The sequence below is a fragment of the Salegentibacter sp. genome (assembly GCF_041642575.1).
Classification (GTDB): Bacteria; Bacteroidota; Bacteroidia; order Flavobacteriales; family Flavobacteriaceae; genus Salegentibacter.
Genome location: NZ_JBEPWD010000010.1, coordinates 12517 through 31113, shown reverse-complemented (window position 1 = coordinate 31113; position 18597 = coordinate 12517). Strand labels below are relative to the sequence as shown.

Below are 18597 nucleotides of genomic sequence, written 5' to 3'. Positions count from 1 at the left end.
ATCAATCTTTTAATTAATAATGGAAATGTTCACTTTCTTTAATGAACGGATTCCTTTTTGCCAGCAATGGAGCTTTTGTTAAGGCATTGAAAACCACAAAAATAAACAATCCTGCAAATAATAAAACTGCACTTATTTCAGGAATGCCAACAAACCATGATTCACCTACCGTAGCAGGCATTATCATTACAAAAACATTAAGGTAGTGCCCAACAAGAATGATTATTCCGGTTAGAACAACAAACCAATTAACACGTTTATAGTCGCTATTCATAAGCATTAATAACGGAAATATAAAGTTAAGCGCAACCATTCCAAAGAATGGAAGAGAATAATTTTCTATTCGACTAATAAAATATACAACCTCTTCAGGAATATTTGAATACCAGATCAACATAAACTGGGAGAACCAAAGGTAAGTCCAGAATATACTCATTCCGAACATAAATTTAGCAAGATCATGAATGTGACTATCATTAACAAATGGTAGATAGCCTCTGGATTTCAGGTAAATACTTATAAGAGCTATTACAGTGATTCCGGAAACGAAAAGGCTTGCGAACACATACCATCCGAACAGGGTACTAAACCAGTGCGGATCAAGACTCATAATCCAATCCCAGGACATCATTGATTCAGAAACTATAAAGAATACTAGGAAACCGGCTGAGAGTTTAAAGTTTTTCTTGAAATAGTAATTATCTGAAGCATCATCAAGTCTTCTTGAATTTCTAACTAGAAAATGTCTAAAGACAAACCAACCTCCAAGATAAATTGCAGCCCGAATAAGGAAAAATGGTATGTTAAGATAGCTTGTTTTATTTCGTATTATAGCATCATGTTCAACCACCTCAGGATCCATCCAGATGAAAAGGTGATTAAGATGAAGACTGGAAAGCACTAAAAGAACAAACAAAATTATTCCTCCGGGCACAAGGTAGGCCGTGATTCCCTCCATTACCCTGAAGAGTACCGGAGACCAACCAGCCTGCGCAGCATACTGTACCGCATAAAAAGCCAGCACCCCTAAAGAGATCATAAAGAAAAAGAATGCCGCTACATAAACTGCAGCCCATGGCTTGTTCTGAAGTTGGTGTAACTTATGCTCCAAATGTTCGGTGTCATGTGAGCCTGCTTCAGCGTGATCTGCATCCTGTACTTCATTTCTTCCGGGATCATCATCTAATAACATATCGTGCTCTGCCTTGGCGAAGTTTGCTTCTTCCAGAGTGCTAGTTGCTGGTTCTTCATGATGTTCTTCAGAAGCCAGCATTTCTTCTACATCCTCTAGAGTTGAAGGTGCTTGCAGAAATCCTATAACGAGACCTATGGCACCAACAATCATAAAAATAATTGCTGTTAACTTTAATTTACTGGATAGCGTGTACATATTTATAGATCTAAATGCTTTATTTCTTAATTATTGCTTTCTTCTTCAGTAAGAACAGTCTCTTCTCCAACATTTTCCTGTGCTGCCTGGACATCGGGATCATCAGGGCTTACGGTAGGTCCTACCTCCTCAAATTCCCTTTCCTCATTGCCTTCTAATTGGTCTTTAAGATTCATCACATAGTGTGTAACCTGCCAGCGTTCCTTTTCATCCAATTGAGAAGCATAAGAACCCATGGTGTTAAGGCCGTAGTAAATTACGTGGTAAACACTACCTTCTGTAATTGCTCTCCCAACATCATCGTAGGAAGGAACTCCAAGAATTTTTTCTCTTTCAGCAAGAATTCCTTGTCCATCGCCAGAATCACTATGACAAACTGCACAATAAATTGTATATAATTGTTTTCCTTCATTCAGATTTTCCTCTGTATAAGGCAATGGATTTTCAAGGTCGCTTTTAGCCTGTGAGGATCCATCGGGAGTATTTTCATAATCGTATGGTTTCTTCCCTCTGGCAACACTCCCATCAGCAGGTTCCATGGCTGATTGTCCATTAGGAAAAATATCATATTCTCCATAAGACTCATAACCAACTGGTTCGTACATGTCTGTATCAGACATAAATTGGTAATTAGGTCGATCCTTATCGGCACAGGATACCAGGAGACCCGCTAAAAGAAACAATACTATAGATTTATGGAAAAAGCTTCTCATTTTGTCTATTTATTATCAATTATTTTAATTTCTGAAGCTCCAGTGGTATAAAGGAAATCAGAAAGATCATCTACATTAAGATTAGCTGCATCAACTTCCATAAGGAACTTGTCGTCGGTAGTTCGAACATCAGGGTTCTCAGCGGTTTTAAATGGCCATAACTTACTTCTCATATAGAAAGTAATAACCATAAGGTGAGCTGCAAAAAACACCGTTAACTCAAACATAATAGGAACAAAAGCCGGCATGTTTTCAATAAAACTAAAGCTTGGTTTTCCACCTATATCCTGTGGCCAATCTTCTATCATTATGAAGTTCATCATTAAGATTGAAACAACTAGTCCAACCACCCCATAAAGGAAGGATGTTATGGCTAATCTTGTTGGAGCAAGCCCCATAGCTTTATCCAGACCGTGAACCGGAAACGGGGTATAGATTTCTCCTATATGGTAACGGGCTTCGCGAACCTGCTTTACTGCCTGTAAAAGCACATCGTCATCATTATAAATAGCGTGTATAACTTTTGATGCCATCTTAATTAGTTGTTTTTTAATTTACTTGCCTGGGCTACCCAATCTTCTCTTTGTGTAGCATTAGGGAAGTTTTCTATTACTTCATCCAGCAATTCAAAATCTTTCTCAGTTAAATTACTAACCTGCGCATAGGTGTAAATTCCAACCTGATGTAAACGCTGCTCAAGGAAAGGTCCAACCCCTTTCAATTTCTGAAGATCGTCCGCAATTTGGTTTTCAGGATTGAAGCTTCCAATCCTATCCAACATAGCATCGATTCTGTCTCGCAATAATTCAGAAATAACCAGGCCATCGACGTTCACCGTTTCATTATGAGAGTCCCCGTCAGTTACATCATAATCTTCTGAATCCTGAATCCTCTTATGTATACCCTCTTCGGTATTGGCAACAGGCTCTCTAACCATAGGGTCGTAATGTTTTACATCATCACCATGCTCAGCTCTTAGCTTCTTATATTTTTCCCCGGAAGATTTAAGTATAGTCTTTACTTCAGCCTGTGCAATCACCGGGAAAGAACGGGCATAAAGTAGAAACAGCACAAAGAAGAACCCAATAGTTCCTATAAATATTCCGATATCAACAAAAGTTGGAGAGAACATAGTCCACGAAGAAGGCAGGTAATCACGGTGAAGTGAAGTCACGATAATTACAAACCGCTCAAACCACATTCCAATATTCACAACAATGGAGATAAAGAAAGAGAACATAATACTGGTTCTTAATTTCTTGAACCACATAAACTGAGGAGAGAACACATTACAGGTCATCATCGCCCAATAAGCCCAGGCGTAAGGGCCTGTAGCCCTGTTAAGGAATGCATACTGCTCATATTCCACACCAGAATACCATGCGATTACCAATTCTGTAATGTAGGCAACACCTACAATAGAACCAGTGATCATGATAACGATATTCATTAATTCTATATGCTGAATCGTAATATAATCTTCAAGATTAGAAACCTTTCTCATAATTATAAGAAGGGTGTTTACCATGGCAAATCCGGAGAAAATCGCTCCTGCAACGAAATATGGAGGGAAGATCGTGGTGTGCCATCCGGGAATCACCGAGGTAGCAAAGTCAAAAGATACGATAGTGTGTACCGATAGTACCAAAGGTGTCGCTAATCCGGCAAGAACAAGAGAAACTTCTTCAAAACGCTGCCAGTCTTTGGCCCGGCCACTCCAACCAAAACTTAATATTCCGTAGATTTTTTTATTGAAAGGGGTAATAGCACGATCCCGAATCATCGCAAAATCGGGTAAAAGACCTGTCCACCAGAAAACCAAAGACACAGACAGATAGGTTGAAATCGCAAATACATCCCAAAGCAGTGGTGAGTTAAAATTCACCCAAAGCGAACCAAACTGGTTTGGAATTGGAAGTACCCAATAAGCCAACCAGGGCCGACCCATGTGAATTAAAGGGAACAAACCGGCCTGCATTACAGAGAAAATTGTCATGGCCTCCGCAGAGCGGTTAATCGCCATTCTCCATTTCTGGCGGAAAAGCAAAAGTACTGCCGAAATAAGTGTTCCGGCGTGACCAATTCCTACCCACCATACAAAGTTGGTGATATCCCAGGCCCAACCTACAGTTTTATTAAGACCCCAGGTTCCAATACCTGTAGAAATAGTATAAATGATACTACCTACACCCCAAAGAAAGGCGACAAGTGAAATAGAAAATACAATCCACCAGGTTTTATTAGCCCTTCCCTCTACCGGCCTTGCTACGTCCACAGTAACATCGTGGTAGCTTTTATCCCCGGTAACTAAAGGCTTTCGTATAGGTGCTTCGTAATGAGACATATCCTTTTTAAATTGATTTCTTTAATAGTTGATTTATTAAGCTTCTGTGGTATTCCTGATCTTGGTCTGGTACATCACATTTGGTTTAGTACCTACATATTCCAACAGGTGATACATCCTGTTATCATCACGTTTCTTTACAATTTCAGCGCTAACATCGTTAACATCACCAAATACCATCGCACCTTTATCACAAGCCGCTGAACAAGCTGTATGGAACTCACCGTCTTTAATCTCACGCCCGTCCCGCTTAGCATCAAGGATTGTTTTTTGCGTTTTCTGAATACACATAGAGCATTTTTCCATTACTCCTCTTGAACGAACAGTAACATCAGGGTTAAGAACCATACGACCAAGGTCATTGTTCATGTGGTAATCAAACTCTTCATTTTGGGCGTACTTAAACCAGTTGAAACGACGTACTTTATAAGGACAGTTATTTGCACAATAACGAGTACCTACACATCGGTTATAGATCATCTGGTTTTGACCCTGGCGGCCATGCGAAGTAGCAGCTACAGGACAAACAGTTTCACAAGGCGCATGGTTACAGTGCTGACACATTACAGGCTGAAATACTACCTGAGGATTATCTGCCGGCTCTTCCATTTCTTTAAATTCTGAAAGGGAACTACTAAGGCCTGAAATATTATTTTTCTTTTCTAAATCATCTCTGAAATTATCCTCAGAAGAATAATAGCGATCAATTCTTAACCAGTGCATATCACGAGATCTCCTGATCTCACTTTTACCAACAACGGGAACATTGTTCTCGGCATGGCAAGCGATCACACAAGCACCACAACCGGTACATGAGTTTAAGTCTATGGAAAGGTTAAAATGATGACCAACACTTCTGTCAAAACCTTCCCACATATCAACTTCAGGGGAAGTAACAGGTTTTTCAATGTGATCTAGGGATACATTAGGAACTTTGTTCCAAACATTGGCATCCCGGGTATTGAAGATTTCAAGAGTGGTTTCCTTGATGATATCTCCTCTTCCCATAAGGGTATTGTGCAACTGTACTGATGCAAACTCATGCATCCCAGGTACTTTTTCTATACTTATATTCTGTATTGAACTAAAATCTTTATAAAGCGGGAAGGCATTCACTCCAACCTGCATTTCATCCTGGATGGCTTCTTTCTTACCATAACCAAGTGCAAGTCCAACTGAACCTCTGGCTTGTCCCGGTTGAATCATTACCGGCACATTTTTAACCTCAGCACCATCTATCCTGATGTTTACATAACTACCATTTAAGGCTCCATTGGATACATGTTCGTTTATCAAGTCCAGTTCCTCAGCATCAGCCTTTGATACAGTTAGATAGTTATCCCACGATGCCCTGGTGATTGGATCCGGTAATTCCTGTAACCAGGGATTGTTAGCCTGTTGACCATCACCAATAGCGGTATTGGTATACAAATTAAGTTCAAGTCCATTGGATTCTCCCGCATCGGAAAGATTTCTTGCCGCAGCAGAAACATTAACTTCAGCAGGTGCAGCTTCAGCAGTTTCAATAGAAACCGGAGACGCAGCTTTGAAAGAACCATCATGCAAAGCATCATTCCAGGATTTGTCTCCAAATCCACCAGACCAGGTTTCCTTCAAATATTCATAGTAAGACATTTCATTATCACTCCAGCGAAGCAAACAATCCTGAAACTGGCGGGTATCAAACAATGGTTTGATAGTAGGCTGCATCAGGCTGAAATCCTGCTCGGTATATTGTATATCTCCCCAACTTTCAAGATAGTGAGGAGTAGCAGCAACATATTTTGAAAGTACCGCAGTTTCGTCTGGCTTTAAACTGAAGGAAACAGTTACCTGCACCTTACCCAGAGCCTCAACAAATTCCGTCGCATTGGGAAAGCTATATGCTGGATTCACCCCTGCCATAAGCAGCGCTCCAACATTTCCATTATTCATATCCCCTACTAGCTCCTTCACCGCCTGGGCATTCCCCTGACGGGTCATTCTTGGATTAGCGGTATCCATAACTTCGCTCCCAAGAGCCTCATTTATTGCAAGAACAAGCGCCTGCGCATCATTATCAGGAAGCCCCGACACAACAACGCCGCCGCTCCCGGCTTTTCTAAGTTGGCTTGCAGCTTTCACTACAGCATCATCAACTGCATCGGGTAAATTACTGGTAGAAGACCCACCAGCTACATAACCGTAAAGCGCAGCAAGAACTGCTTTTTGATGAGAAGGCTTAACCGGCACACGCTTATCTGCGTTCGCCCCGGATAAAGTCATATTAGCTTCAAACTGAATATGACGGGACATCTTGCCATCTTTAGGCACTCTTCCTTTAGCATAAGCTGCATCATATCCTCCACCCTGCCAGTCACCAAGAAAATCGGCACCTACAGAAACAATGGTTTCAGCTTTTGAAAAATCATAATTTGGCATTGCACGCTTTCCGTATTTTGCCTGAAATGCGTTTAGAACAGCATCTTCAGAAACGGTGTCATAAACAACGTGGCGTACATTGGGATATTTTGAAGAAAATTCCTCAATAAGTTTTGTCGTAGAAGGGCTGGCGAAAGTTTGGGTTAACAACACTATTTCTCCGTTAACATTTTCCAGGTCGGCTTTAACCTCACGGTCAAATTCTTCCCAGGAAACATTTCTTCCTTCAATCATTGGGCGCTTCACGCGCTGAGTATCATATAAAGACAACACAGAAGCATGTACACGAGCGTTTACACCACTTTTAGCTACTGTGAGGTCATTGTTTTCAATCTTAATAGGTCTTCCCTCACGGGTTTTTACCAAAACGCTGGCAAAATCGAAACCATCAGCAATAGTTGTAGCATAATAATTAGCTACGCCGGGCACAATGCTCTCAGGCTGCACCACATATGGAATAGATTTTATCACAGGTCCTTCACACGCAGCTAAAGATGCTGCCGCAGTACTAAACCCAACATATTTTAGAAAATCTCTTCGCGATGTTTTAGAACTTTCGAGAGATTCTTTATTTCCCAAAAATTCCTCAACAGGAATCTCTTCTGTAAATTCTTTTTGTTGGAGCGTCTCAACAACAGAGCTGTTTTCATTTAGCTCTTCAACACTTTTCCAGTATTTTTTGTTTGATGACATATATATCTAGATATTAACTTCCTAATTAAACCCCGTTAACCGGGAAATCATTTTTAATAGTGACACTTTGCACATTCAAGCCCACCCATTTGAGCTACTGTTAGTTCTTCTACTCCGTATTTCTTAGATAATTCTTCGTGAATCTTTTCGTAGTACTCATTACCTTCCATTCTAACTTTAGTATCACGGTGACAGTTCACACACCAGCCCATTGTTAAAGGAGCATCCTGGTAAACCACCTCCATCTCTTCGATAGGACCATGACAAGTTTGACACTCAACTCCACCCACATTTACGTGTTGCGAGTGATTAAAGTACGCGAAATCTGGTAAATTATGAATTCTAACCCATTTTACGGGCTGAGTTTCTCCTGTGTAAGACTGTGTAGACGGATCCCATCCAACGGCATCGTAAAGTTTAGCGATCTCTTCGTCATAGAATTCTTTTGAATATTCTTCAGTAGCTGTTTCAGGAGATACTTCAGAAATAGTCTTATGGCAATTCATACAAACATTAAGAGAAGGAATCCCCGCCTGCTTAGATGTTCTTGCTGATGAGTGACAATATTTACAATCTATCTGGTTATCTCCAGCATGTATTTTATGTGAATAATGTATGGGCTGAATTGGCTGGTAGCTCTGATCGACTCCAACCTGCATAAACCAACCATAAGCAAAATACCCCACCGCCAAAAGCACTACTACTGAAGTTACGAGAACCAGAAACTGGTTTTCAACAAAAGCTTTCCATACCGGCTTCCTTTTGGGCTTTTCAGGAATAACCACCCCTGAGGCTTCCGCAAAATTCTTAAGGGTTTTGTTTACAAGGAATAGAACTACAAGTAGCATCACCAAAACAAAAACAAGGATAGCAAGAATCACATTTACTGAAACTCCTCCCTGAGAACCCTCACCTCCTCCGGCAGTCCCTTCTCCTCCAGCGGCCACTGCAGGTTCAGCTTTTGGCTGCTCTACATAGGCAAGAATATCATCAATATCATCTTCGCTTAACTGTGGGAAACCAGGCATGGGAGTATTATTGTACTCCTCAAATATTGCTACCGCCTCTTCATCGCCACTGGCAATAAGATCGGCACTGTTTTCAATCCACTGGTATAACCACTCAATGTCCCTCTGTTCGGTAATCCCATGAAGCGCAGGCCCTATAGACTCAGAATAAGGCTTATGACAAGCAGCACACTGGGAATTAAACAAGGATTTTCCATTGACTGGATCCCCCAAATCCGAAGCCGCAGCTTCGTCCACCTGTTCTTCCTGCACTTCAGCATCTGCTGGCTCCTCAGCTTCTTCCTGAGCTACACCTAAGAAAGTACACGAAATAAAAAAAGCTACACTTAAGAGCCATAATCGCGAAGTTGAATTTCGGTATTTCACCTTTTTCATATTATAAAGTTGAATTAAGGTCTAAATTTTGGCACGATAATTTAAGCAAAATAACAATTAAAATGTATTCGCACCTTTAATTTGGTAGGCAAAAGTAATATTTAAAATGTTGTTGCGGAATGTTACAATGGTGTTAACACATAATTTATAATAGTTCTAAATAACAAAATCGATTGCTTTCTGAAATTTAATTTTACTTTTGTTCTAAATAAATAATTATGAGAAAATTGAACGTCAAATCTATACTTGCCGGTTGTATCATGGCAGCATTTTCATTAACAGGAGTTCAGGCTCAGGAAGGACCGATTAATTCTTCCCAGGAAGAAAAGATTGAAACTCTAATGGAATTAAAGACCGAAATGACTAAAGATAATGAGATTGGGGACCGATATAAAATTCAACTTTTTTACGGAGATAACGGAGAAGCCAACGAGGTAATTAAAGAATACAGAAACAAATACTCCTATTCGTCCTTAATCGCTTATGAAGCTCCAAATTACAAAGTATGGGTGGGTAATTTTAGAAATCGCCTGGAAGCCGACAGGGCTCTAATGGAGATCAAAGAAACTTTCCCTTCAGCATTTATTCCTAAGCCAAGACAGCGTTAAAAAATTTAAACATAAAAAAAAAGCTGTTTCGTTCGAAACAGCTTTTTTTTTATGAATTATACTCAGGTTTTTTATTTTAATTTCTTCTTAACCTCTACTTCACGGAATGCTTCAATTACATCGCCTTCTTTAATATCGTTGTAATTTTTAACCTGCATACCGCAATCGTATCCTTTGGAAACTTCCTTCACATCTTCTTTGAAACGTTTCAGAGAGGCAAGTTCACCAGTAAAGATTACTACTCCGTCACGGATTAGCCTAATGCCTGAACTTCTGTATATCTTACCTGAAGTAACCATACATCCAGCAATAGTTCCGATTTTAGAGATCTTGAAGGTTTCTCTAATTTCAGCTGTACCGGTAATTTCCTCTTTTAGTTCAGGAGAAAGCATACCTTCCATGGCATCCTTAAGATCGTTGATAGCATCATAAATAATGGAATAAGTTCTGATATCGATTTCTTCCTTATCTGCTACCTGTCTTGCATTTCCGGCAGGTCTTACATTGAATCCAATAATAACCGCATCAGACGCTGATGCCAGCAATACATCACTCTCTGTGATTGCTCCTACTCCTTTATGTATAATATTAATCTGGATCTCTTCCGTAGAAAGTTTCAGGAAGCTATCAGTAAGTGCTTCCACCGATCCGTCAACGTCACCTTTAAGGATTATATTAAGTTCCTTGAACTCTCCAAGTGCAATTCGGCGTCCAATTTCATCAAGTGTAATATGACGCTGTGTTCTAACTGATTGCTCGCGTTGTAACTGGGTACGTTTAGCAGCAATATCTTTTGCCTCACGTTCATCAGCCATCACCTTGAATTTATCACCGGCCTGTGGCGCTCCATCGAGGCCTAAAATAGAAACTGGCGTTGATGGCCCTGCCTCTTTAACTTCGTGGCCACGCTCATCGTGCATCGCTTTAATCTTACCACTATGTCTACCGGCAAGAACATAATCTCCAATTTTTAGGGTTCCGGCTTGCACCAGAATTGTTGATACATAACCTCTACCTTTGTCCAGGTAGGCTTCAACTACAGTTCCTGTTCCGAGTTTATTCGGATTAGCTTTCAACTCGAGGATCTCGGCTTCAAGAAGAACTTTTTCAAGCAATTCTTCCACTCCGGTTCCTGTTTTTGCAGAAATATCATGGGATTGAACTTTACCTCCCCAGTCTTCAACCAATAAGTTCATTGCAGCCAGTTTTTCCTTAATCTTTTCAGGATTCGCTGTGGGTAGATCAGACTTATTTATTGCAAACACAATTGGAACACCCGCCGCCTGAGCGTGGGAAATAGCCTCTTTTGTTTGTGGCATCACGTCATCATCTGCAGCGATCACGACAATAGCAATATCTGTAACCTGAGCACCACGTGCACGCATAGCCGTAAAGGCCTCGTGACCCGGGGTATCCAGGAAGGTCATTCTTTCACCATTCTTCAACTCTACACTATAGGCTCCAATGTGCTGAGTAATCCCACCACTCTCACCGGCGATAACATTCTCTTTACGAATGTAATCCAGCAAAGAGGTTTTACCGTGGTCTACGTGCCCCATAACAGTTACTATAGGAGCTCTTTCTTCAAGGTCCTCAGGATTTTCAACTACCTCTTCAGTAGTCTCTTCGATATCGGCAGTTACGAAATCTACCTCATAACCAAACTCATCAGCAACAATAGAAAGAGTTTCAGCATCCAGACGCTGATTCATCGTAACCATCATTCCAAGAGACATACACGCCGAAATAACTTTTGTTACAGGCACCTCCATCATTGTAGCAACTTCACTTACCGTTACAAACTCTGTAACTTTAAGCACTTTGCTGTCAGTTTCCTGTTGGGCCAAATCATCTTCTGAACGTTGACGGTGTTGATCCCTTTTATCTCTTCGGTATTTAGCGCCCTTACCTTTACCTGATTTACCCTGGAGTTTTTCCAGAGTTTCACGTACTTGTTTTTGCACTTCTTCTTCGCTCGGCTCTTCTTTTGTAATAGGCCTTGCGCGTTTACGTCCTCCGGCTCCTGTAGTAGGTGTACCTTTTTTGGCACCCTGGCCTGGAGCTCCGGGTTTTACATCTTTACTGATACGCCGACGACGTTTCTTGCGTTTGTCTCTTTTATCGTCTTCAGCCTTTTTATCTTCTTTTTTCTTTTCTGGCTTTTTAAACTGAGAAAGATCTATTTTCTGCCCGGTAAAATTAGGCCCGTTAAGCTTGGTGTATTTTGTTTCAATTGTAGAGTTTTCTTCCTCTTCAGCCTTGGCTGGCTCTTCTTCTTTTGCAGGTTCTGAAGATTTCTCTTCAGCAGCAGGCTTAGTTTCCTGAATAGGCTCGGGCTTTGCCTCCTCTTTCTTCTCTTCCTTCTCCTCTGTTTTCTTCTCTTCCACTTTCGGCTCTTCAGCCTCCTTCTTAGGAGCTTCAGTCTCTTTTGGTTTTTCCTCCTCTTTCTTCCCGATGGGCTCTTCAGGTTTTACAGGCTCTTCTTCTTTCTTGGGCGTCTCAGTCTTTTTATCAAGGTCAATCTTGCCTACCTTCTTAGGTCCCGCAAGTTTGGTTTTAGAAGAAATAACCTCCTCTTCCTCTCTTGCCTTCTCCTTATCTTCCTCAACTTTGCGCTTCTCTTCCTGCTCTTTTTCCCGGGCAATACGCAGCTCTTCCTTCTCCTTACGCTTTTCTTCCCCGACTTCTTTAGAAGCTACTTTCTTGCTTTTATCGGTTTCGAATTCATCAGACAGCACCTGATAAATCTCAGGGGAGATCTTCGTAGTTGGACGTGCTTCAATATCGTGACCTTTGGAATTTAGGTATTCCACAGCCCGGTCTAACGAAATATTAAATTCACGTAAAACTTTGTTTAATCGCATTGTTTTTGCTTCAGCCATAAATTGCCCTCTAAATTAACCTGTATTGTATTGTATTCTATTATTCTTATTCTTCGAATTCTTCTCTCAAAACACTGATTACAGCCCGTATAGTTTCTTCTTCTAAATCTGTACGTCGCACCAGGTCATCCAAATCCTGTTCCAAAATACTTTTTGCAGTATCCAGACCAATTTTGGAGAATTCTTTTATTACCCAGTCTTCAATTTCATCAGAGAATTCGTTTAACTCAACATCTTCTTCAACCCCTTCTCTAAATACGTCAATTTCGTAACCGGTTAACTGCCCTGCCAGTCTGATGTTATGTCCACCACGACCAATAGCTTTAGAAACCTCTTCGGGTCTAAGCATTACTTCAGCAGTTTTGTTTTCTTCATCTATCTTCATAGAGGTGATCTTAGCGGGACTTAAAGCCCGGGTGATAAATAACTGGTCGTTATTTGTATAATTGATCACATCTATATTCTCATTGCCCAATTCACGGACAATACTGTGTATTCTTGAACCCTTCATCCCCACACAAGCTCCAACAGGATCGATTCTATCATCATAAGAATCAACAGCCACTTTCGCTTTCTCACCGGGAACTCTCACTACTTTTTTAATAGTAATAAGTCCGTCAAAAACTTCAGGGATTTCCTGTTCAAAAAGTTTCTCAAGAAAACCGGGAGCAGTTCGTGACAAAATAATACTTGGTTTATTCCCTTTAAGCTCCACGCTTTCAATTATTCCTCTCACGTTTTCTCCTTTTCTGAAGAAATCTGAAGGAATCTGGCGGTCTTTTGGAAGGATGATCTCATTACCTTCATCATCAAGTAAAATTATAGCTCTGTGGCGTATATGATGAACTTCGGCAGTATAAATTTCGCCTTCAAGATCTTTAAAGTGCTTATAGATATTGGTATTATCATGCTCGTGAATCTTAGAAATAAGATTTTGACGCAAAGCCAAAATAGCACGACGCCCAAGGTCTACAAGTTTTACTTCTTCTGAAACATCTTCACCAACTTCAAAATCAGGTTCTATTTTTCGGGCTTCAGTAAGAGAAATTTCCTGGTTAGGATCTTCTACTTCACCATCAGCAACCACAACACGGTTTCTCCAAATCTCAAGATCCCCTTTATCTGGGTTTACAATAATATCAAAATTATCGTCCTCACCATATTTTTTCTTCAATGCGTTTCTGAAAACTTCCTCCAGAATAGCCATCAGGGTAACTCTATCTATAAGCTTATCATCCTTAAACTCTGAAAATGACTCAATCAAAGCGATATTTTCCATATCAATTTGCGGTTAAAATGTTATAATAACTTTTGCTTCAACAATCTCTGAATACGGGATCACGGCTTCTTTTTCCACTGTGTGTTTTCCCTTACCTACAGGCTTAGGCTCCCTTGTTTTCCAGTTCATTGTAATATCCTGCTCTGTTGCCTGGCTCAAATCTCCTTCTATAGTTTCAGAAGCAGTCTTTACCTTTACTTTTCTACCAATATTCTTTTTGAACTGTCTTGGCAATCGAAGCGGCTCTGAAACACCCGCCGAGCTAACCTCAAGGGAAAAATCTTCTTCCTCTCTATCCAGATTGTGCTCAATCTGACGGCTTACGGCTATACAATCATTAACAGAAACACCTTTGTCTCCATCAATGACCACATAAATTTGGTTGTTGGTAGGGTTAACTTCCAGGCTAATTAAAAATAAAGAATTATTCTCTTCTAAAGCTTCCTCCAGCAATTTTTCTACTTTATCCTGCAACATAGCTTATAAAAAGAGGGGACTTTCGTCCCCTCGCTGTACTTTTTTTAGTTTCAACGATGCAAATATAATAATAAAATTGGAGATAGAAAACCACACTCCAATTCAAATTCACTACTTCTCCTAAAATAAAGTTTTCATTTCTAAAGCCTTAGAGAAACTCTGGAGGAACATCTTACTCAGCAAGACCAATTCTTAAGAACCGGGAAGCACCTTTTGGCCTTTTTTATCATTATGACTTAACTCATAAACAGGCTTAGGCTTAATAACCACCTTTGTATCAACAACATCAAAAATTATTTAATCCAATACCAAAAAGCATCTATTAACAATAAAAACCTGAATTATGAATGAATTAAGATCAAAAACAGTAGCTCAACTGGTTACTGAAAACATCGACACAGCCCACGTCTTTAAAAAACACGGCATAGATTTTTGCTGTGGGGGCAACATTGCGGTTTCAGAAGCCTGCGAAAATGCAAATGTCGATTATTCCACTCTTGAGAAGGAGCTTCTTAATGTAAATCCAACCTCCAGCAGAGCGTCAAATTATAACAGCTGGGAACTGGATTTTCTTACAGATCATATAATTAATGTTCACCACACTTACGTTGAAGAAAATATTCCCCTTCTTTTACAATATTCAGCAAAAGTAACCACCGTTCACGCGCATCATGCACCCGAATTAAATAAAATACATGACCTTGTAACTGAAGTAGCCGGGGAGTTAAGCGGTCATATGAAAAAGGAAGAACTTATTCTTTTTCCTTTCATCAAAAAATTAGTGCAGGCAAACAGGGAGGAAGCCGCACCACCAAAGCCCCATTTTGGCACTGCCGATAACCCAATTAAAATGATGGAGGCAGAACACGAAACCGCAGGGGAATTATTAAGAAAGATTTCTGTTTTAAGCAATAATTACACCCCACCTGAATTTGCCTGCAACACCTACAAGGCATTCTTTTCTAAACTGGAAGAATTTGAACAGGATTTGCATCAACATGTACACCTGGAAAATAACATACTTTTTCCCAAAACTCTGGAATTGGAGAAAAAGCTAAATGAGCAAACCGAATAAAGCTTTATAAGTAGTTTGATTTTCAAAATCAGGAAGGAGGCTAGACAAGATGTCAAGCCTCCTTCCTTTTGTCGGAATTGAAAGGTCTAAACCCAATCCCGTATTGTAAAAAGACCAAGGACCTACAAGAATCTAAGGATTCTATGATGACAGAAGTCCCAGCGCCAAAACAGCTATAAAAAATATATAAACCCAATACAACTGTGTGCTTCTATTTAGATTTTCCATATCTCTTTATTTTAATTGGAGCCTCAAATAAAGAAAAATATCAAGTGGCTAAAAATGACTGAGATCATAAAAATATCAATCCATACCCCAACTTTCGGTCCTTATAAACAACTGAATAATACATATTTCTTAAAGTGAAATTCCAGTATTCATTTTTTTTGTACTTTTAATAGTACATTTAATTCCACCTTACAGGTTTGCATCCTTATGAAAAAAATACTAGTTCCCACAGATTTTTCCGATCAGGCAGAAAAAGCATTAAAAGTAGCCGCCCAACTTGCGCGTAAATTCGATAGTGAAATTTACCTTTTGCACATGCTGGAATTACCCTTGCAACTTATAGATCCCGTGCAGGGGAGCAATACACATAACCTTCCTGAATCTATATTTTTCATGAAACTTGCACACCAGCGATTTTCAAAATTAATGGCAAAACCCTATTTGAAAGATTTAAAAGTGAAGGAAACAGTATTATTCCATCAAGCATTTGAGGGCATTAGAGAGGTTAGTGAAGAAAGGAAATGTGACCTTATTGTTATGGGGTCCCACGGAGCTAGTGGCATCAGGGAAATGTTTATTGGAAGCAATACTGAAAAGGTGGTTAGAACCTCAAATATTCCCGTGTTGGTAATTAAGAAGGATAATCCCAACTTTAAAGTAGAGGATTTTGTTTTCGCTACCGATGCTGATGAAGCTAACCGCCACACCCTTAATCATGCTGCTGAAATTGCAAAAAAATTATCTGCAAACCTGCATCTACTCTTTATTAACACTCCCAATAATTTTATTACCAGCCAGGAAGCATACGATCTACTGGATAGATTTATCGAAGGTTCGGGATTTGAAAATGAGAATATAAAAACTCATGTCTATAACGACACCAGTGTAGAAAAAGGGATACTTAATTTTGCCCGGAATCTTGACGCGGGATTAATAGGAATTAGCACCCATGGCCGCAAGGGGATTGCGCATTTCTTTAACGGAAGTGTTAGTGAAGACCTGGTAAATCATGCCAACAGGCCGGTAGTAACCTTTAGAATTTAGAAGAAAGATTTAAGCGCCCCTTCCTGAATCATTTTCCATAGATAATTCCAGAAGGAGCGGGTTTTATCCCTGGTTACTTCTAATTCTTTCTGATTGACATCCTCAGACATCGCATCATTATTCATAATTAAATTGGCCAGAGCAGACAACACCTTGTTCTTTCTGGTACCATCATTTCGCAGAACTTCAACCTTAAAATCCTTATAAACCAATTTCATATCTCCTGTGGCTTCGGTGTGATTTCCGGAGTAATTAAATGCCATATCTTCAATAGAACCCTTTGCAAGAACATTCATGGCCGGTTTTAAAAAACGATTCATCGAATCTTCAGAAATATGATTCATGTTTCCTGAAATATAAAAACGGTCTGCTTTATTCCTGATATTAAAATTCCAATTCACGCTTAAATCCGCCTCTTGCATGAACCTGGTTTTTACATCAATATCGGTTCCTTTATATCCTTCAGTATGATTGGTTAAATTAAAAATACTGGCATTCATATTACTGAAATCAACCTCCCCGGGCGACCGGCCTTCATCCATCAATTCTTCATACTTAATATAGGAATCACTAACTCTTATGGTATCAAGTCTTAATCTCAGTGGCAGTTCCCTGATCATTTGACTATACATTTTCTTCTTGCGAGTATCTTCAGGTTGAAGTTTATCCCGATAGATTTCAAGGTGGGCATTTTTAATCTTCGTTAGTGGGTTTTCAATGGAAAGACTGTCACCTGTAACTTCGAGTTTTAAATCACTAAGGCTTATCTCTTCAATTAACAGATCAAAACGATCCATCTCATATGGAATATGTTGCTGAAATTCCTGCTTTCCATAAACAGGAATTATCCTGAAAGCTTTTATTAAAGAATTACCATTCCTAATGTTAACCTCTTCCGTGCTTATATTATGCCGTGAGTCCAACTTATAAAACAGGGAATCTCCTTTAAAAGTATAATTTTCATAATTAAAAGGCAAGGTGTTCTTCACCGTTCCTGAGTCTATTTGAAATTGACTAATCTCAAGTTCACTGAAGTTTGTAAAAAATGAATTGTCGGCCGAATCATTTTCCACTAATGCCAGCGTACCATCTTTAACCAGGAGTTTTTTAATGAGGATATTCTCTTCAAATCCTGAAGACGAATCCTTGCGACTGCTTTCGGAGGTTTTGCTTTGGTCAATTTGGAGATTGGGTGATTGCAACAAAACTTCGCCAATTTCCAATTCCTTATTCTGAATATATTTTAAGATCTCAATATTATTAAGGCTAAGTTTTTCAGCCCTGAAGTTTTTCCCATCTATAGAAAAGGAAGGGGATTCCAGGACGGCTTTGCGGCTAAGCAAATTTACCTCCAGCTTCTCATATTCAAGATTAATTTGAGATGAGGCTTCTTTAATTCCTTCTTTAAGTTTCTTTTCGGCAATGTTATTCAAGGCAAAAAGAATGATCGCAAGTAGCGCCAATCCGGCGAAAATATAAAGGAAAGTCTTGGTCGTTTTCTTCAAAATCAAAATTTATTTAAGCACAATTTACAATTCTAAAGAAGCATCAATGGGACGTTTAAGATTTTTTAACTTAAAATATTAACCGCCACATTTATACATCGTTAAATTTAAGTCAAACATTTTTTGGACGAAATTTGGAGAGGTTTTTGGTTGTATCTTTGAACCAAATCACAAATTAAAAATGTTTTTAAAATTAAGTGCAAAAATATTATTTATAGCTGTAGAGATCTTTCTTGGATTCTATAGCCTGGCAATAAGCGACAGTTTATTTGTAAAATTCCTGTTCTTTGCTGTCACCGCACTAATTATAGCATTTGGCATAGTTAAATTAATTAGCAAACTTTTACCTATAGATAAAGACTACACCTCTCCTGAAATTGAAGAGAAAGAAAGAAAAGAAAGATAAGATCTTGTCGCTGCGATTTTTTTAGTGAAGTGAAGATGAGGAACCTTGAAGAAGGAATCGCGGTAACAGAGAGAATCCGGTGAATTACTTTCATCGGATTTTTTTATCTTTTAATTTTAAAAAGTTTCC

General features: G+C 39.4%; 14 protein-coding genes. 4 read left to right on the top strand and 10 right to left on the bottom strand.

Annotated elements, in window-relative coordinates; genetic code table 11:
• Positions 1-13: 13 nt before the first annotated feature.
• Genes ACESK1_RS03465 through ACESK1_RS03440 form a run of 6 tightly spaced genes read right to left on the bottom strand, consistent with a single transcriptional unit; the run spans position 14 to position 8964 of the window.
• Positions 14-1390: a quinol:cytochrome C oxidoreductase gene (locus ACESK1_RS03465; protein WP_372917963.1), complete on the bottom strand. Its 1377-nt coding sequence runs from the start codon at positions 1388-1390 to the stop codon at positions 14-16.
• A gap of 26 nt (positions 1391-1416) precedes the next feature.
• Positions 1417-2103, bottom strand: coding sequence for a cytochrome c (locus ACESK1_RS03460; protein ID WP_372917961.1), 687 nt, complete (start codon positions 2101-2103; stop codon positions 1417-1419).
• A gap of 5 nt (positions 2104-2108) precedes the next feature.
• Positions 2109-2636, bottom strand: a complete 528-nt coding sequence (locus ACESK1_RS03455) for a DUF3341 domain-containing protein (RefSeq protein ID WP_372917959.1) — start codon at positions 2634-2636, stop codon at positions 2109-2111.
• Positions 2637-2641: 5 nt separating this feature from the next.
• Positions 2642-4447 carry an NrfD/PsrC family molybdoenzyme membrane anchor subunit gene (gene nrfD / locus ACESK1_RS03450; protein ID WP_372917957.1) on the bottom strand — a complete coding sequence of 602 codons (1806 nt, stop codon included), beginning with the start codon at positions 4445-4447 and terminating at the stop codon, positions 2642-2644.
• Between the two features lie 36 nt (positions 4448-4483).
• Entirely contained in the window at positions 4484-7561 is a 3078-nt protein-coding gene (locus ACESK1_RS03445) for a TAT-variant-translocated molybdopterin oxidoreductase (RefSeq protein ID WP_372917955.1), read from the bottom strand.
• Positions 7562-7614: 53 nt separating this feature from the next.
• Positions 7615-8964, bottom strand: coding sequence for a cytochrome c3 family protein (locus ACESK1_RS03440; protein ID WP_372917953.1), 1350 nt, complete (start codon positions 8962-8964; stop codon positions 7615-7617).
• A 218-nt stretch (positions 8965-9182) separates the two neighbouring features.
• Between ACESK1_RS03440 and ACESK1_RS03435 the strand changes: the two genes are divergently transcribed.
• The gene (locus ACESK1_RS03435; protein WP_372917951.1) at positions 9183-9572 is read left to right on the top strand and encodes an SPOR domain-containing protein; all 390 of its coding nucleotides are present in this window, start codon (positions 9183-9185) and stop codon (positions 9570-9572) included.
• Between the two features lie 71 nt (positions 9573-9643).
• Here the strand turns inward: ACESK1_RS03435 and infB are convergent, their stop codons facing one another.
• The 3 genes from infB to rimP are packed head-to-tail and all read right to left on the bottom strand — an operon-like array spanning position 9644 to position 14210.
• Positions 9644-12454, bottom strand: a complete 2811-nt coding sequence (gene infB, locus ACESK1_RS03430) for a translation initiation factor IF-2 (protein WP_372917949.1) — start codon at positions 12452-12454, stop codon at positions 9644-9646.
• 46 nt (positions 12455-12500) lie between these two features.
• Positions 12501-13733 (bottom strand): transcription termination factor NusA, encoded by a 1233-nt coding sequence (gene nusA / locus ACESK1_RS03425; protein WP_372917947.1) that lies wholly within the window; start codon positions 13731-13733, stop codon positions 12501-12503.
• 12 nt (positions 13734-13745) lie between these two features.
• Complete coding sequence (gene rimP, locus ACESK1_RS03420; protein ID WP_372917945.1) at positions 13746-14210, bottom strand: ribosome assembly cofactor RimP; 465 nt, start codon at positions 14208-14210, stop codon at positions 13746-13748.
• 343 nt (positions 14211-14553) lie between these two features.
• Here rimP and ric point away from each other — a divergent pair, with 343 nt between their 5' ends.
• Both ric and ACESK1_RS03410 read left to right on the top strand, forming a co-directional pair.
• Entirely contained in the window at positions 14554-15285 is a 732-nt protein-coding gene (ric, locus tag ACESK1_RS03415) for an iron-sulfur cluster repair di-iron protein (RefSeq protein WP_372917943.1), read from the top strand.
• A gap of 435 nt (positions 15286-15720) precedes the next feature.
• A complete protein-coding gene (locus tag ACESK1_RS03410) occupies positions 15721-16557 on the top strand; it encodes a universal stress protein (protein ID WP_372917941.1) in 837 nt (278 codons plus the stop codon).
• On the opposite strand, the gene ACESK1_RS03405 is transcribed toward ACESK1_RS03410, so the two are convergent.
• Positions 16554-18062: a hypothetical protein gene (locus tag ACESK1_RS03405; RefSeq protein WP_372917939.1), complete on the bottom strand. Its 1509-nt coding sequence runs from the start codon at positions 18060-18062 to the stop codon at positions 16554-16556. The two genes, ACESK1_RS03410 and ACESK1_RS03405, sit on opposite strands and share 4 nt — an antisense overlap.
• Positions 18063-18243: 181 nt before the next feature.
• Between ACESK1_RS03405 and ACESK1_RS03400 the strand changes: the two genes are divergently transcribed.
• Positions 18244-18468 (top strand): hypothetical protein, encoded by a 225-nt coding sequence (locus ACESK1_RS03400; RefSeq protein ID WP_372917937.1) that lies wholly within the window; start codon positions 18244-18246, stop codon positions 18466-18468.
• The last annotated feature ends 129 nt before the right edge of the window (positions 18469-18597 follow it).

Bases quoted from the DNA above. Each gene is read 5' to 3' on its own strand.
- ACESK1_RS03465 (WP_372917963.1), bottom strand. From the start codon at position 1,390: ATGTACACGCTATCCAGTAAATTAAAGTTAACAGCAATTATTTTTATG.
- ACESK1_RS03460 (WP_372917961.1), bottom strand. From the start codon at position 2,103: ATGAGAAGCTTTTTCCATAAATCTATAGTATTGTTTCTTTTAGCGGGT.
- ACESK1_RS03455 (WP_372917959.1), bottom strand. From the start codon at position 2,636: ATGGCATCAAAAGTTATACACGCTATTTATAATGATGACGATGTGCTT.
- nrfD (WP_372917957.1), bottom strand. From the start codon at position 4,447: ATGTCTCATTACGAAGCACCTATACGAAAGCCTTTAGTTACCGGGGAT.
- ACESK1_RS03445 (WP_372917955.1), bottom strand. From the start codon at position 7,561: ATGTCATCAAACAAAAAATACTGGAAAAGTGTTGAAGAGCTAAATGAA.
- ACESK1_RS03440 (WP_372917953.1), bottom strand. From the start codon at position 8,964: ATGAAAAAGGTGAAATACCGAAATTCAACTTCGCGATTATGGCTCTTA.
- ACESK1_RS03435 (WP_372917951.1), top strand. From the start codon at position 9,183: ATGAGAAAATTGAACGTCAAATCTATACTTGCCGGTTGTATCATGGCA.
- infB (WP_372917949.1), bottom strand. From the start codon at position 12,454: ATGGCTGAAGCAAAAACAATGCGATTAAACAAAGTTTTACGTGAATTT.
- nusA (WP_372917947.1), bottom strand. From the start codon at position 13,733: ATGGAAAATATCGCTTTGATTGAGTCATTTTCAGAGTTTAAGGATGAT.
- rimP (WP_372917945.1), bottom strand. From the start codon at position 14,210: ATGTTGCAGGATAAAGTAGAAAAATTGCTGGAGGAAGCTTTAGAAGAG.
- ric (WP_372917943.1), top strand. From the start codon at position 14,554: ATGAATGAATTAAGATCAAAAACAGTAGCTCAACTGGTTACTGAAAAC.
- ACESK1_RS03410 (WP_372917941.1), top strand. From the start codon at position 15,721: ATGAAAAAAATACTAGTTCCCACAGATTTTTCCGATCAGGCAGAAAAA.
- ACESK1_RS03400 (WP_372917937.1), top strand. From the start codon at position 18,244: ATGTTTTTAAAATTAAGTGCAAAAATATTATTTATAGCTGTAGAGATC.